General features: G+C 65.4%; 15 protein-coding genes and 1 riboswitch. Of the genes, 8 read left to right on the forward strand and 7 right to left on the reverse strand.

Annotation, left to right across the window (positions count from 1 at the left end):
• Nucleotides 1–53 precede the first annotated feature (53 nt).
• Nucleotides 54–941 (reverse strand): polyprenyl synthetase family protein, encoded by an 888-nt coding sequence (locus tag IM733_RS22185; RefSeq protein WP_248918476.1) that lies wholly within the window; start codon nt 939–941, stop codon nt 54–56.
• Nucleotides 938–1,180, reverse strand: a complete 243-nt coding sequence (locus tag IM733_RS22190; RefSeq protein WP_011531978.1) for an exodeoxyribonuclease VII small subunit — start codon at nt 1,178–1,180, stop codon at nt 938–940. Before IM733_RS22190 ends, IM733_RS22185 begins: the two co-directional genes overlap by 4 nt.
• Before the next feature lie 233 nt (nt 1,181–1,413).
• Between IM733_RS22190 and IM733_RS22195 the strand changes: the two genes are divergently transcribed.
• From IM733_RS22195 to IM733_RS22215, 5 genes are all read left to right on the forward strand, one after another.
• A complete protein-coding gene (locus IM733_RS22195) occupies nt 1,414–2,817 on the forward strand; it encodes an MBOAT family O-acyltransferase (protein WP_248918477.1) in 1,404 nt (467 codons plus the stop codon).
• The gene (locus IM733_RS22200; protein ID WP_248918478.1) at nt 2,804–3,946 is read left to right on the forward strand and encodes an SGNH/GDSL hydrolase family protein; all 1,143 of its coding nucleotides are present in this window, start codon (nt 2,804–2,806) and stop codon (nt 3,944–3,946) included. The genes IM733_RS22195 and IM733_RS22200 overlap by 14 nt, the downstream gene beginning before the upstream one ends.
• A 1-nt stretch (nt 3,947) precedes the next feature.
• On the forward strand, nt 3,948–5,138 hold the full coding sequence (locus IM733_RS22205) for an SGNH/GDSL hydrolase family protein (protein ID WP_248918479.1): 1,191 nt from the start codon (nt 3,948–3,950) through the stop codon (nt 5,136–5,138).
• Between the two features lie 393 nt (nt 5,139–5,531).
• Complete coding sequence (locus tag IM733_RS22210; protein WP_248918480.1) at nt 5,532–5,777, forward strand: hypothetical protein; 246 nt, start codon at nt 5,532–5,534, stop codon at nt 5,775–5,777.
• Entirely contained in the window at nt 5,774–6,019 is a 246-nt protein-coding gene (locus IM733_RS22215) for a DUF3077 domain-containing protein (protein WP_213659381.1), read from the forward strand. Before IM733_RS22210 ends, IM733_RS22215 begins: the two co-directional genes overlap by 4 nt.
• A gap of 94 nt (nt 6,020–6,113) precedes the next feature.
• Here IM733_RS22215 and ribB read toward each other — a convergent pair whose 3' ends face one another.
• On the reverse strand, nt 6,114–6,764 hold the full coding sequence (ribB, locus tag IM733_RS22220; protein ID WP_248918481.1) for a 3,4-dihydroxy-2-butanone-4-phosphate synthase: 651 nt from the start codon (nt 6,762–6,764) through the stop codon (nt 6,114–6,116).
• Between the two features lie 80 nt (nt 6,765–6,844).
• Nucleotides 6,845–6,986: riboswitch (FMN riboswitch) on the reverse strand.
• A gap of 36 nt (nt 6,987–7,022) precedes the next feature.
• The gene (gene rtcR, locus IM733_RS22225; protein ID WP_248918482.1) at nt 7,023–8,606 is read right to left on the reverse strand and encodes an RNA repair transcriptional activator RtcR; all 1,584 of its coding nucleotides are present in this window, start codon (nt 8,604–8,606) and stop codon (nt 7,023–7,025) included.
• Nucleotides 8,607–9,208: 602 nt separating this feature from the next.
• Here rtcR and IM733_RS22230 point away from each other — a divergent pair.
• Genes IM733_RS22230 through IM733_RS22240 form a run of 3 tightly spaced genes read left to right on the forward strand, consistent with a single transcriptional unit; the run spans nt 9,209 to nt 12,420 of the window.
• Nucleotides 9,209–10,339, forward strand: a complete 1,131-nt coding sequence (locus IM733_RS22230) for a slipin family protein (protein WP_248918483.1) — start codon at nt 9,209–9,211, stop codon at nt 10,337–10,339.
• Between the two features lie 39 nt (nt 10,340–10,378).
• Nucleotides 10,379–11,584 carry an RtcB family protein gene (locus IM733_RS22235; protein WP_248918484.1) on the forward strand — a complete coding sequence of 402 codons (1,206 nt, stop codon included), beginning with the start codon at nt 10,379–10,381 and terminating at the stop codon, nt 11,582–11,584.
• Between the two features lie 23 nt (nt 11,585–11,607).
• On the forward strand, nt 11,608–12,420 hold the full coding sequence (locus tag IM733_RS22240) for a nucleotidyltransferase domain-containing protein (RefSeq protein WP_248918485.1): 813 nt from the start codon (nt 11,608–11,610) through the stop codon (nt 12,418–12,420).
• A 94-nt stretch (nt 12,421–12,514) separates the two neighbouring features.
• Here IM733_RS22240 and IM733_RS22245 read toward each other — a convergent pair whose 3' ends face one another.
• The 3 genes from IM733_RS22245 to IM733_RS22255 are packed head-to-tail and all read right to left on the reverse strand — an operon-like array spanning nt 12,515 to nt 14,902.
• On the reverse strand, nt 12,515–13,393 hold the full coding sequence (locus IM733_RS22245) for an alpha/beta hydrolase (protein ID WP_248918486.1): 879 nt from the start codon (nt 13,391–13,393) through the stop codon (nt 12,515–12,517).
• Nucleotides 13,394–13,437: 44 nt separating this feature from the next.
• Nucleotides 13,438–14,370 carry a FecR domain-containing protein gene (locus tag IM733_RS22250; protein WP_248918487.1) on the reverse strand — a complete coding sequence of 311 codons (933 nt, stop codon included), beginning with the start codon at nt 14,368–14,370 and terminating at the stop codon, nt 13,438–13,440.
• Entirely contained in the window at nt 14,363–14,902 is a 540-nt protein-coding gene (locus IM733_RS22255; RefSeq protein WP_248918488.1) for a sigma-70 family RNA polymerase sigma factor, read from the reverse strand. Before IM733_RS22255 ends, IM733_RS22250 begins: the two co-directional genes overlap by 8 nt.
• Between the last annotated feature and the right edge of the window lie 112 nt (nt 14,903–15,014).

A 15,014-nucleotide genomic window follows, 5' to 3' on the forward strand; every position in this document is an offset into this window, starting at 1 on the left:
CTATCTGTGTAGGAGCCGGCTTTGCCGGCGATGGGCCGCAGAGCGGCCCCAAATCAATGGCGGCGTTCGACGATGTAGCGGGCCAGGGCCCGCAGCGGCTCGGCGTTCTCGCCAAAGCCTTGCAGCGCCGCCAGCGCCTGGTCGCGCAGTTCCAGGGCATAGGCCTTGGCCGCTTCCAGCCCAAGCAGCGCCGGGTAGGTTGGTTTATCGCGGGCGATGTCGGCGCCCTGGCGCTTGCCGAGGGTGGCGGTGTCGCTCTCCACATCGAGGATGTCGTCCTGCACCTGGAAGGCAAGGCCGATGGCCTGTGCGTAAATTTGCAGGGCATCGAGCTGGGCCTGTTCGGCGCGGGCACTGGCCAGGGCACCAAGGCGCACGCTGGCTTCGATCAGCGCGCCGGTCTTGTGCCGGTGCATGTATTCCAGGGCCTGCTGGTCGAGCTTGATACCCACCGAGCCCAGGTCGATGGCCTGGCCGCCGACCATGCCGGCAGGGCCGGCGGCCTTGGTCAGGGCCTGGACCATGTGCAGGCGGATGCCGTCGGCCTGGGGGCTCAGGCGTGGGTCGAGCAGGGCGCTGAAGGCCAGGCTCTGCAGGCCATCGCCGGCAAGGATGGCGCAGGCTTCGTCGAAGGCTTTGTGGGTGGTCGGCTGGCCGCGGCGCAGGTCGTCGTCGTCCATCGCCGGCAGGTCGTCGTGGACCAGCGAGTAAGCGTGGATCAGCTCCACCGCGCAGGCGGCACCGTTGGCCTGTTCGGCCGGGGCGCCCAGCGCCTCGCAGGCGGCGTAGGCCAGCAACGGGCGCACGCGCTTGCCGCCGTTCATCACGCTGTAGCGCATGGCGGCATAAAGGCGTTCGAGTTCTTTCGACGGGGCCTGGAACAACGGTTCGAGGGCTGCATCGACCCGCGCCTGGGCGCTTTGCTGGTACTGGGCAATCATGCCTCGGGCTCCGCGTCGAACGGCTGGGCGGCCAGTTCGCCGTCGCGCTCCAGCAGGATCTGCACCTTCTGCTCGGCCTGGGCCAGGGCGCCCTGGCAATCGCGGGTCAGGGCGATGCCTTGCTCGAAGGCGGCCAGCGACTCTTCCAGCGACAACTCGCCGTTCTCCAGGCGCTCGACCAGGGCTTGCAGGTCGGCGAGGGACTGTTCGAAATCGATGGAGGCTTTTTTGCGGGCCATGGCGACGGTCTCGGTGGCATTCAGAACGGCGCGACACTAGCAGAGCGGGGCAGGGGGAGCAAATTGCCCGGGCTTATCGTTCGTCGCATTTTGTTGCACTTGTCTGCGGCGAGCCATCTTGCATTCTGTGCGATAGCCGCATTGTGAGGGTGCAGGCCCTCTGCCATAATCCGCGCGCTCTGGCCCGCGGGCCAGCCGCCCTCCCTTCTTGATGTCACGTAACGGACTACGTTGTGAGCTTCCTTTCGATCGAATTCGGCCTCTGCTTCACGCTGTTCTTCATGCTTTATTGGTGCCTGTGCTGGAGCGTGCGGTTGCAGAACCTGCTGCTGCTGGCGGCCAGTTATGGCCTGGTGGCGAGTTTCAGCCTGCAATCGCTGTACATCCTGTTGGGCTACAGCGCGCTGGTGTACCTGCTCGGGTTGTTGGCGGGGCGTCACCCCCGGCGCTGGTTCAACGGCGTCTTGCTGCTGACCCTGGTGCTGGGCTGCTTCTACCTGTTCAAGTACCAGGAGTTCTTCGTCGGCGGGATCCAGGGCGCGCTGGCCAGTGCCGGGTTCGAGGTGTCGCTGCCATTACTGGAAGTGCTGGTGCCGATCGGCCTGTCGTTCTACGCCTTCCATTCGGTCAGCTACCTGGTGTCGATCAGCCGCCGCGAGCTGGCGCCCGCCGCACCGCTGGACCTGGCCCTGTACCTGGCGTTCTTCCCAAGCCTCGTGGCCGGCCCGGTCAACCGCGCCCTGCACATGCTGCCGCAGATCCGCCCGCAGGCCATGCGCCAGGTGCTGGAGCCGCAGCGGGCCCTGGGCTTGATCGCCATGGCAGTGGTGAAGCTGTTCTTTCTCAGTGCCTGGCTGGGCAGCGAGTGGGTCGACCCGGTGTTCGACACGCCCGGCAGCGCCACGCCCGAGCAGGTGCTGCTGAGCGTCTATGGCTACAGTTTCCTGATCTACTTCAACTTCAGCGGCTACACCAACCTGGTGACCGGCATCGCCCTGTTGCTGGGCTTCCGTCTGCCGGACAACTTCGACGCGCCCTATGCCGCGCACAACCTCAAGGAATTCTGGGGGCGCTGGCACATCAGCCTGTCGCGCTTCATCCGTGACTACGTCTACATCCCGCTGGGCGGCAACCGCAAAGGTGTGTGGCGCGGCAACCTGAACATGCTGCTGGCAATGCTGGTGTCCGGCCTGTGGCACGGGGCGAGCGTGAATTTCATCATCTGGGGCGCGCTGCATGGCGTGGGCCTGGCCATCTCCAAGCTGTTCAACCAGCTGTTGCCGGGCTTCGAGCGCCTGCCTGGTGCCGCTCTGCTGGCACGCTTGATGACATTCCACTACGTGGCGTTCGCCTGGATCTTCTTCCGTAGCCCGACGTTGGACGGCGCGGTCGAGATGCTCGGTGACATCACTCAGCTGAGCCTGGCAGGCCTGAACAGCGCCACCGGCGTGATGCTGCTGGCCTGCGTGCTGTTCGTGGCCAGTTATCCGTTGTTGCTGGTGCTGTTGCGCCAGAGCGGCGCCGTGTTTCAGCGCTTGCCGTGGCAGCTGTACCCGATCCCGCTCGGGGTCGGCGTGTCGCTGGTGATTTTTGCTTCGCAGTCGGGCGTGCCGGGGTTTATCTATGCAAGCTTCTGATAGCCGTCAGTTGTTCCAGGTACAGATGGGCGCCGCTCGTGCGTTGTATGCGATCGTGGTCACCACTGCGCTGTTGTTCTGGCTGAACCAGGACTCGATCAAGCTCTATTGCCAGCAGAAGTACCACGAGAGTTGCGAGATCCCGCTGCTGGGGCAGATACCGGCCTGGCGCTTCGGGGCGCAGTTGACCCTGGCGCTGGAAGAAGAGCGTGACCGCCTGCTCGAACAATGGCAACCGACCGAGCAGGTGGTCGATGTACCCGCTGCCCAGGTATTGCCAGAGTCGGTGCCGGTGGTGACGGTCAATCTGGAAACCCCGGCGGCCGTGGCCAAGCCGTTGCCGCCTACGGTTGCCCACCCGCCCATGCACAACACACCAGCGCCAGCGCATGCCCCGGCGCCTGTCCCGGCCGCGCAGCCGGTGGTGGCCGCGCCAGCACCTGTGCCGACCGTGTTGCAACCGGGTAAGGTCGCGGCCCTGGCCGCAGGCGACGATGTGTTCCTGGTGGGTGACTCGCTGATGCAGGGCGTGGCGCCGCACCTGGCCAACACCCTGCGCAAGCGCTACCAGATCCGCACCGTCAACCTCAGCAAGCAGAGCACCGGCCTGGCCTATCCTGGCTTCTTCAACTGGCCCAAGACCGTGGCCGAAACCCTCGACCACGAGCCGAACATCCGCCTGATGGTGGTGTTCCTCGGCCCCAACGACCCTTGGGACATGCCCCAGGGCAAGGGCAAGCCGTTCCTGCGCTTCAAGTCGCCGGAGTGGGAGGTCGCCTACCGTGCCCGTATCGACGCGATCCTCGAGCAGGCCCGCGAGCACAACGTGCAGGTGCTGTGGGTCGGCCCGCCTAATATGGAGAAGGCGCGGCTGTCCACGGCCATGAACTACCTGAGTGGGCTGTACCAGGAGCAGACCGCGCTGTTCGGCCAGCACTATGTCTCGGCCAACCCGATCCTCGGCTATACCGACGATGGTTTCTCGTACACGGTGCGGACATCGGAGGGCAAGCGGGTCAAGGTGCGGGTCGATGACGGCATTCATTTCACCATCACAGGCCAGAAGATGATCGCCGAACAGGTGTTGTCGCTGATCAGCTTCCCGGGCCTGACCGTTACAGGACATTGAGATGCGCCAATGGCATCACCTGCTGGGCCTGGCCCTGCTGATCAGCGCCGTGCCGGGTTGCAGCACCGGCGCCAACAGCGCTGCTGCGCAGCCCGCGGCGCGGCCCGCCACCGCGCCGGCCGCGCGCCAGGAGGGCAACCTTGCCCTGCTAGCCGGCAAGCTGCGCAATGCTGGCCGGGCGCCGGTTTCCATCGTCCAGCTGGGCGACTCGCACACCGCCGCCGACCTGTTCAGCGGTGAGCTGCGTCGCTTGTTGCAGGCGCGCTACGGCGACGGCGGCATCGGCCTGGTGCCGGCTTCGCTGGTGCCGGGGATTCGCAACGACCGGGTGATCATCAAGAGCGAGAAGCGCCAGTGGGCGTTGGTGTCGGCGCGCAACCAGCAGAGCAACCAGTTCCCACTCGGGGGCTACCTGTCGCTGCCCCAGGCCAAGCGCTCCAGCGTGGTGATCCAGGCGCGTGACCCCGACAGCCACCGCTACAAGGTTTCGGCGCTTTACCAGTCCAGTGGCACGGCCTCGCTGCTGGCCAACGGCGGCCAGCGCCGGGTGTTGCCGGCGAGCAATGGGCAGTGGCGGTTCAGCCCGGCGTTCACCAATATCGGGCTGCCGGTGCAGTTGGCGGTGGAGGGCGGCAACGTCGCGCTGGGGGGCTGGTATATCCAGGGGCAGAAGAATGCCGGCGTGACCTACTCGGCCCTGGGTATCAACGGTGCGCGCCTTGAAGTGGTGGACAAGTGGCAGCCCGGTTGGCGCGACAGCCTCAAGGCGGTGGCGCCGGACCTGGTGATCCTGGCCTATGGCACCAACGAGGCGTTCGACGACACGCTTGACCTGGGGCTTTACCAGGCGCAGCTGGATGCAACCTTGAGCAATCTGCGCAAGGACCTGCCACGGGCTGCGATCCTGCTGGTCGGGCCGCCGGATTCGATCAAGCAGCGCAAGGCAGGCAGCTGCGCGGCGCGCCAGCCGCGGCCGCTGGCTTCGGTGATTCGCATCCAGAAGCAGATGGCCCGGCAGCACAAGGCGCTGTTCTGGGATTGGCAGGGGTTCATGGGCGGGCCGTGCTCGATTGCCGGGTGGCAGGCGGGTGGGTTGGCGCGGCCGGATCTCGTGCATCTGACGGCGGATGGTTACCGCAAGAGTGCGGCGGGGTTGTATGAGTTTTTGAAGGGGCCTTTGGGTTTGCGTTGAGTGTTCCGGCCTCTTCGCCGGCAAAGCCGGCTCCTACAGGTTCGCGCATGCCGGCGAATGGCCCTGAAGCCGTAAGGCATTTCTGAACCTGAAACAAAATCCTTCAGCCGGTCAGCGCTTGGGACCTATCCTACGCGCCTGCCGGAAGGCTCTGAATTGGCTGGGAAATGCCCCGGGGGTAACGTCGCTGGGTCGTCAAATTTGGCGACCGGGTGTGAGAAGCCCGTTGTGTTTCTAGATTCAGGTTGCCTGTAATGGCAGCCGTGCGCGTGCAGGCTTCGGTCTGGCCGTGGTGTCTGGAACACGGTCTTCTCACCTCGCGTACGGCTGCCACCCTTGTCTGTGAGAAGGATGCCGGTGGTTGCTCTAGAATCCATTTCCAGAGTGACAACAATGAAAAAGATCGTTCCAGATCCACCGTACCCAATTCCTTTCGTCACCATCATCAGCGACCTCCCTCCCGATGAGGCCATGGCCCACGCCAACAAGCTGATGCACACCCTCAGCGACACCATTAACGCCTACACCCACTGCCCACGCGACGAACGCCTGGACGTAATGATGGACAGCGCCGAAATCCTCGCTCAACTGGTCATCGCGTTGGTCCGCCACGCCAGGGCCAAGGGGGCGCCGGTATGAGCGACGACCACAAGCCCGGCCCAACCCAGGGCACGACCACTTGCCTCGAGATCTTCCGCATCCAACCGGGCATTCCTTTCGATCACGCCTTCAGCGACCTGTCGGTGCTGCTCGGCTGCGTGGCGCATTTCACCACCGAGGCCGAGATGGAGGGCGATCTCATGGCCGCCAGCGCCGCGCGGATTCTCAGCGGGCTGGCCAAGGGGCTGATCGATGACATGGAGTTGGGGTTGAATCGGTAGCGCTGACCGGGGGGGGCTGCTGCGCAGCCCCTTCGCCAGCAAGGCTGGCTCCTACAGAGCGTTGTAGGAGCCAGCCTTGCTGGCGAACAGGGGCTCAGGCGATCTCTGCTTCCAACTCAACCATCGCCTCGCGATACCGCGCCAGCTCTTCGATGGTCAGCACCGGCAAGTTGTACTGGCGTGCATACACCGCCACCTGTTCACCCCGGGCCATGCTGCCATCGGGGTTCATCAGCTCGCACAGCACCGCCGCCGGGCGCAGGCCGGCCAGGCGCGCCAGGTCCACCGAGCCTTCGGTGTGGCCACGGCGGGTCAGCACGCCGCCGTCACGTGCGCGCAGCGGGAACACGTGGCCCGGGCTGACGATATGGCGCTGCTGTGCGGTGGAGCGCAGCGCGGCTTCGATGGTGGTGATGCGGTCCTGGGCCGACACGCCGGTGCTGACCCCTTCGGCCGCTTCGATGGTGACGGTGAAACCGGTGCCATGGCGGGCCTGGTTGTTCTGCACCATCGGCGCCAGCTGCAGGGCGTCGACGGTGGCCTCGTCCAGGCACAGGCAGACGATGCCGCTGCAATCGCGGATCATCATGGCCATGGTCTGCAGTGACAGGTTCTCGGCGGCGGCGACGATGTCCGCTTCGTCCTCGCGGTCGTCGTCGTCGAGCAGCAGCACGGGGCGCCCGGCCTGGAAGGCGGCGATGGCGGCGCTGACGTTGGGGAATTGCTTGTTAAGCGGGGTGGACATGAAACGCTCCTCGTGAATGATCGATGAACGTCTCGGGGCGAACAAAATGCGCGCGCAAGGGCGCCTGGACGGCCCCTGCCAAACGCCTTCTTTCATCCGGACTATGACCGTCGGCCCTGGAATCTCACCAGATCTGCTGACCCCCGGCATGGCCGGGGCGCTCGCGGGCTCATCTTTCGATTTACCGCCGGTGGGGACTTTCACCCCGCCCTGAAGACCGGCCAAGCATACAGCACGATGCCAGCATGCTGGCAAGCCCTACGACTTTAGTTGCTGCCACTCCAGCCCGAACCGTGCCAGGTACTTGCGCAGGCGGTCGGCGTCGTTGGGGTTGGCCTTTTCCTGGCGCGACACCGCGAACAGCTGGCGCCCGGCCTCGGACAGGCTCTGGGCGCGGCGGCACACATCGATCACCGCCTGCAGTTGTACCTGGTCGAACAGGTCCAGTTCGCGGCCGGCCAGCAGCGGCTCGGTTGCCAATTCCAGGCCCCAGGCATAGCGCAGCCGATCGATCTCTTCCTCGACCAGTGCCTCGTCGATGCGCCCGCTGTCAGCCAGGGTCGCCATGCGCGTGATCGACGCCGACAGCTCGCGGAAGTTGCCGGCCCAGCGCGCTTCGCTGGCATGGGCGAAGGTCAGGTAGCGGCGCTTGGCCTCGAGGTTGAAACGCACCTGACGCCCTTGTTCGCGGGCGTGGCGTTGCAGCTCGAAATCGAGGTTGGGTTCGATGTCCTCGCGGCGTTCGGCCAGGCCCGGCAGGGCGAAGGTCCACAGGTTGATGCGGGCGAACAGGTCTTCGCGGAACGAGCCGTCGGCGACCTTGGCGCGCAGGTCGCGGTGGGTGCCGGCGATCAGCTGGAAGTCGCTTTCCACTTCGCGGTCGGCGCCCAGCGGGAAGAAGCGTTTTTCTTCGATGGCCTTGAGCAGCATGGCCTGTTCGTCGGCGCCCAGTTCGCCGATTTCGTCGAGGAACAGCATGCCGCCGTCGGCGGCGCGCAGCAGGCCGTCGCGGGCGTTCTGCGCGCCGGTGAAGGCGCCCTTGGCGTGGCCGAACAAGGTCGACATGGCGCCGTCGCCACGCAGGGTGGCGCAGTTCACTTCGATGAAACGCCCGCCCAGCTGATGGCGGCCGCGCTTGAGCTCGTGGACACGGCGGGCCAGGAACGACTTGCCGGCGCCGGTCGGGCCGACCAGCAGCATGGGCGCCTTCGAGCGCAGGGCGACCCGTTCGATCTGCTCAATGGTGCGGTTGAAGCCGGGGTTGCGGGTGGCGATACCGGACTTGAGCAGCGATTGCCCCTCGACCTGCTCGCGGCGAAAGCGCGAAGCAATCGGGTCGTAGCGCGACAGATCGAGGTCGATCAGGGTGGCGATGCCGGCCGGCTCGCTGTGCTCGTCCTGCTTGCGCGAGGGCGAGGTCTGCACCAGGCGCGCCGGCAGGTAGCGCGCCTCGGTGAGCAGGAACCAGCAGATCTGCGCGACGTGGGTGCCGGTGGTGATGTGCACCAGGTAGTCCTCGTGCTCGGTGTCGAAGCGGTAGCCACTGGCGAAGTCGTGCAGGGCGCCGTAGACCTCTTCGAAGTCCCACGGGTTGCGCAGGGCCAGCGGGTGCAAGCGTACCTCGGTGCCGGGCGAGACCTGCTGGATGTCGCCGCGGATGCGGTCGGCCAGGCTCTGGTCACGCGTGCTCGGGCCGTGGATCAGTTCCAGGCGGTCGATGGGCAGGTCGGGTTGCTGGCACAGGCCGATGGTTGGCCGCCACTTGTTCCAGCGCGCCGCGCCCTTGCCGTTGCGGTCGAGGGTGGTGCCGAGAAAACCGATGGCGACGAGGGGCTTGGTCATCCGTGATTATCCAAAAAGATAAATGTGTATCGCAGGATATACGAAAAACTAAATCGGTATGACCATCGCAATGTGCCATCTAATTCGTAATTAAAGAATAAATCCTTATAAATCAGATATTTAGAAAATATTTTCAAGAGCGGATGAAAACCTGGCACGCCGCTCGCTATATCCCTTTCGACCGCATCGCCAGGCAGGCCCTCGGGTCAGGGGATATCAACCCCCGCCGGTGCACGTACCCACCCTCAGGTGTCGGTGTCGTGCATGCCGCCGCCGCAACGACCGGTCTTTGCGGCGCAAGCCTTTGAACAGGCTTGCGAGGCGCTCGCCGGGCCAAGTCCCGGCACTACCCTCCACGGTAGCTACAACCGCAACACCCGCAGGTGGGGCACAGGCAACGCAACCAGGGCCAGGATGGTCCGCTTTTGCGAAGGACGCCTGGGCCACCGCTGGCCCACCCGGCCCGCCGGCCGGGCCTGGCGCAACGATGGAGGCCGCCGGAGCAAACGCTCCCGGCCCCGGACTCCGCCAGGCTTCGCCCACGGCGCTCGGTGAGTCGGCGACCACCCGCACACAAGGACATTGATAAAAGGATGAGCAAGATGAAACTGTTGAAACGCTTTGTGGTGAAGAAGAACGAACGCGGCCTGTTGATGAGCGAAGGTGACTTCGTCTCGATCCTCGAGCCTGGCCAATACCAGCGTTTCGACTGGCAAGACCGGCTGACGGTAACCACCTTCAGCCTCCAATCCCCACTGTTCGACCACCCGCTGGCGCAGTACCTGCGTGGGCATGAGCCAGCGCTGGTCGAGCAGTATTTCGAAACCATGGACCTGGCGCAGCACGAGGTCGGCCTGCGTTTCGAGAACGGCCGCCTGGTCGAGCTGCTGGCCCCCGATAGCCGCCGCCTGTACTGGAAAGGCCAGGTCGAGCATGGCTTGCAGCGCATCGACCTGAATCAGGGCCGGCGCCTGGACGACGAACTGGTGGTTCGCCTGAACCGCCCCGGCGTGGCCGGCACGGACCTGGTCCTGCTGGCGCTGGTGCCGGCGTTCCATGTCGGTGTGCTGAAGATCGACGGCGTGGTGGCCGGGTTGCTCGAGCCGGGACGCCATGGCTACTGGCGCTGCGGCAGCCAGGTAGCGGTGGAGATGGTCGACACCCGCCTGCAGGCGCTGGAGGTCAACGGCCAGGAGATCCTTACCCGCGACAAGGTCAGCCTGCGCCTGAGCCTGGTGGCCAACTGGCGCTACACCGATGTGCTCGGTGCCCACGGGCAGATGAGCAAGCCGGTGGAGCACCTGTACCGTGAGCTGCAGTTCGGCTTGCGTGCGGCGGTGGGTACCCGCACCCTCGACGAGCTGCTGGAAGACAAGCAGTCCATCGACGGTAGCGTCACCGAGCACCTGCAGGCGCATCTGCAAGGCAGTGGCCTGGAAGTGAGCAGCCTGGGGGTGCGCGACATCATCCTGCCGGGCGAGATGAAGACCCTGCTGGCGCAGGTGGTGGAGGCGGAGAAGGCCGCCCAGGCCAACGTGATCCGGCGCCGCGAGGAAACCCAGGCGACCCGCTCGTTGCTCAACACCGCCAAGGTGATGGAAGGCAACCCGACGGCCCTGCGCCTGAAGGAGCTGGAAACCCTGGAGCGGGTGGCCGAGCGCATCGACCGGATTTCGGTGTTCGGTGGCCTGGATCAGGTATTGAATGGAATGGTCAGCCTCAAGGCGGGTTGACCCTTTGCGACATGACGTAGCGCAACAAGGAACAAGGCAATGAACATACTCGAAGTGGCGGGCGGCAAGCCGATCAAACTGTGGACCGACGGTGTGCCGGTCGAGGACGACGCCCGCAAGCAACTGATGAACACGGCGAAGATGCCGTTCATCTTCAAGCACCTGGCGGTGATGCCGGACGTGCACCTGGGCAAGGGCTCGACCATCGGCAGCGTGATCCCCACTGTGGGCGCGATCATCCCCGCGGCGGTGGGCGTGGACATCGGTTGCGGCATGATCGCCGCGCGCACCTCGCTGCACGCCCGCGATCTGCCGGACAACCTGCACGGTTTGCGCACGGCCATCGAGAAGGCCGTGCCCCATGGCAAGACCTTCGGTCACCGCGACCAGGGCGCCTGGGACAACGTACCGAGCCAGGCCGACCAGATGTGGAGCGGACTCGCTGGGCGCTTCAAGGCCATCACCGACAAGTATCCGCGGCTGGAGAAGACCAACAACCGCCAGCACCTGGGAACGCTGGGGGGCGGCAACCATTTCATCGAGGTCTGCCTGGACGAGGCCGACCGCGTCTGGTTCATGCTGCACAGCGGGTCGCGCGGTGTGGGTAATGCCATCGGCAACCTGTTCATCGAACTGGCCCAGGCCGACATGCGCCAGCACATGGTCAACCTGCCGGACCGGGACCTGGCGTATTTCGAGGAAGGCAGCCGCCACTTCGCCGACTACGTCGAGGCGGTGGAATGGGCGCAGGATTTCGCCCGGCATAACCGCGAGCTGATGATGCTGGCGGTGGTCGCCGCCACCCGCAAGGTACTGGGAAGGCCGTTCGAGGCCAGCCTCGAAGCAGTCAACTGCCACCACAACTACGTGCAGAAAGAGCAGCATTTTGGCCGCGAGGTTCTGGTGACCCGCAAGGGGGCGGTGTCGGCACAGAAGGGCCAGCTGGGCATCATCCCGGGCTCGATGGGCGCCAAGAGCTTCATCGTTCGCGGCTTGGGTAACGAGGAATCGTTCTGCTCGTGCAGCCATGGCGCGGGCCGGGTGATGAGCCGCACCAAGGCCAAGAGCCGCTTCACCGTCGAGGACCAGCAGCGTGCCACCGCCCATGTGGAGTGCCGTAAGGACAAGGACGTGATCGACGAGATCCCGATGGCCTACAAGGATATCGATGCCGTCATGCATGCCCAGCGCGAGCTGGTCGAGGTTGTGCACACCCTGCGTCAGGTGGTGTGTGTGAAAGGTTGAACCCCTGCACAAGGATTGGGGCCATGAATCAGGAAGCACTGCATCCACTGTCCACCGCCATGCGTGAGCGGGTGCTGGATGAGTTGCAACGTATCGAGCGCGAGCACCAGGTGACGGTGCTCTATGCCTGTGAATCCGGCAGTCGGGCCTGGGGCTTCGCCTCACCGGACAGCGACTACGATGTGCGTTTCATCTACGTACCGCGTGCCGACTGGTACCTGCGCGTGGATGAGCCGCGCGACGTGATCGAGCGGCCCTTGAGCGACGAACTGGACGTCAGCGGCTGGGAGCTGCGCAAGGCCCTGCGGCTGATGCGCGGTGCCAACCCCAGCCTGCTTGAGTGGCTGGGCTCGCCGCTGGTGTACCGCGCCGACGCCGAGGCTGCGCGAGGTTTGCAGGCGTTGGGCGAGGCATGCTACTCGCCGCGAGCGGTGCGTCACCACTACTTGTCGATGGCGCGCAAGAACCTGCGTGGCTACCTGCTGGGCGAGACGGTGCGCTACAAGAAGTACCTCTACGTGATCCGGCCGTTGCTGGCGGTGCGTTGGATCGACCGTGGGCTGGGCATGCCGCCCACGGCGTTCCCGGCGTTGATGGCGCGCACCGTCGATGAGCCGGGCTTGCAGGCGGCAATCGATGCGTTGCTTGAGGTTAAGAGGCGTTCGGGCGAGGCCGAGCAGGGGCCGCGTGATGAGGTGCTGCATGCTTTCATCGAGGCGGAGCTCGAACGGGCTGACGGGGCGCAGGAGGTGCCGGTGGCACGGGGGGATACCGGCAGGTTGGATGCGTTCCTGCGCGAGACCGTTTGGCGGTTTTCGCAACCCGTACCTCTTTGATTTGGCGCGAGCTCTGTAGGAGCGGCTTCAGCCGCGATCACCCGCAAAACGGGTGCCAGGCACCGCGTTGCCTGGATCGCGGCTGAAGCCGCTCCTACAGGCCCTGGGTCAGCACGTACTGCAACGACGCCGGCAGCATCGGGCCGTGCCCCAGGCCCTCGAAGCGCTGGAAGGTCACCTGCAGGCCTTTCACCTTTTCCAGATCGTTGACCAACCCACGCATCGGGCGTTCGGCCTCACCCTCCACAGAAGCCTTTGGATTCGCCGGCTCATCCGTGCCACGCATCAGCAGCAGGCGCGGGTGGTTTTCACCCAAGCGCTGTTGCAACCCCGATACCTCGCGCAGGATGGCGCCGTCGTTCCACCACAGCGATGGGCTGGCCGCTGCGTAGTCGTTGAACATGCCGGGGCGGGTGAACAGTGTGTGCAGCACCGCCAAGCCGCCATAGGAGTGCCCCCACAGTGTTTGCCGGTGTGGGTCGATGGCGGCGACGCCGGCAACCATCGGGCGCATGCGCTGTTCCAGCAGGTCGAGGAACGCATCGATGCCACCACTAGGCTGACCGCTCAGGGGATCGCGCTGCTCGGCCAGGCCGGGCACGTTGGGTGTGTAGTCGTAGGTGCGGGCGTTGCGCTCGATGCGCTGGTCGGTCTGGTAGCCGATGGCGACCAGCACGGGTGCCTGCCCGGCGGCGAGTTGCTCCAGTTGCCGCGGCTGCAAGGCACCGATGGCGGCATTGCCGTCGAGCATCCACAGGACCGGGTGACCGGTCGCGGGAGCCGGGCGCTTGGGTTCGCCGACCCACAGGCGGTAGTGGCGCTGGCCGTCCTGCGAGTCCATGTCGAGGTGGCTGAAACGGTAGGCGAGGTCCTGACGTTGCAGCAGGGTGCTGTCCATCAGTTGCTCGGGCTGCACCTGGGCGAAGGCCGGGGTGCTCATCGCCAGGGCCAGGAAAAGGGGAAGAAACTTCATGTCGGTGTTCCTGATCTTTGCGAAACCCATGCAGGCTGCCTGGTTCAGCGGCTGATGGCCACTTGCGTGTTGTCGTCGTACACCCGCAGCCCGTAGGTCTGGGTGAGCATGGCCAGGGCCAGGGGCAAGTCATCGACGGGGAAGGTGCCGGAGACGCGCAATGTCTCCACCCCCGGATCACAAGCCAATGGCCTTGTCGTGTAACGCATCATCTCCTGCGCCCACTGCGCCAGCGGCATGTCGTCCGCCAGCAACAGCCCGTTGCGCCACGCGATCAAGGCTTCGCTGGTGGCCTCGATGGGCCCCGGGCGGTCGTGGCTGAAACGCACCTGCTGCCCGGCGCGGACGATGGTCTCATGGGGCGCGACTTGAACGGCGCCTTCGTAGACCGCGAGCAGGGTTTCCCCGGGCAGCTGGCGCACGCTGAAGCGGGTGCCCAGTGCGCGCAGGATGCCTTGTCCGGTCTGCACCTTGAAGGGCCTTACGGGTACCTGGGGGTCGCTGGCGGTGACAATGTACAGTTCGCCGCGTTGTAACTGCAGCAGGCGCAGGTCCTTCGTGAAACGCACATCCATGGCCGTGTCGCTGTTGAGCGAGACGCTGCCGCCATCTGCCAGGTGCACGTCCCGGCGTTCGCCCACGGCGGTCTGGTAGTAGTTGTCGGGCGCGCCGCGCCGCCAGGCCCACCAGCCCAACGGTGCCGCGCCGATCATCAACAGCAAGCCACGCAGCACGGTGCGTCGGTCATGGCGTGTTGGCCGCGTCAGGCTCTGCCTGGCCAGGGTCGGGGGCAGGGTGCCGAGGCGGTCGAGCAGGCGTTGGGCGCGGCTCCACGCCCGTTCGTGCTCGGGGTTGGATTGCCGCCAATGCAGCAGCCGGGCCTGCTGTTCAGCGGTCAGAGGCCCTTCCTGCATCAGCAGCAACCACGAGGCGGCCTGGGCGAGCACGGGCCGGGCGATCGGGGAGGTGTCAGTCATCAGGCATCTGGCTCAGGCAGGTCAGGTAGCCTTCGTGGATGTACTTCTTCACCGTCGGCAGGGCGATATTCAGGGCCTGGGCGATGTCCTTCTGCTTCATGCCATCGAGGGTCGCCATCAGGAATGCCTGGCGCACGCGCGGGCGCAGGGTATCGAGCACGGCGTCGATCTCGTGCAGGGTCTCGAGGATCACGCTTTGCTGCTCCGGGGAGGGGTGCTCGGGCTCCGGGACCTGCGCCAGTGCTTCGAGCCAGGCCTGCTCGAGTGAGTGACGACGGCGCCAGCTGACCAGCACGCAGTTGGCGATGCGGGCCAGGTAGGCCCGGGGTTGACGCAGGGTGCCTGGCTGCATGGCGTCGCGGTTGCTGAGCACACGCAGGAAGATGTCCTGGGCCAGGTCGTCGGCCACGCCATGCCCCCACGAGCGCAGCCGATACGCCAACCAGCCGCGTAACCAGGCGTGGTTCTCGAGGTATAGCGTCGTGACGGCACAGGGGGCGGTACGCAGGGGAGGGGGTTCGAAGGCGGTCATGGTGGGCTGAATCAGGATCGCAATTGCGCAAATGAAAACCATTATCACTGGTTTCTTTCGAATCACAAGCTTCCGGTGAAAATACGAATCGAGTGCATATACCTTTTTCGAT

This window comes from Pseudomonas entomophila, assembly GCF_023277925.1.
Classification (GTDB): Bacteria; Pseudomonadota; Gammaproteobacteria; order Pseudomonadales; family Pseudomonadaceae; genus Aquipseudomonas; species Aquipseudomonas entomophila_D.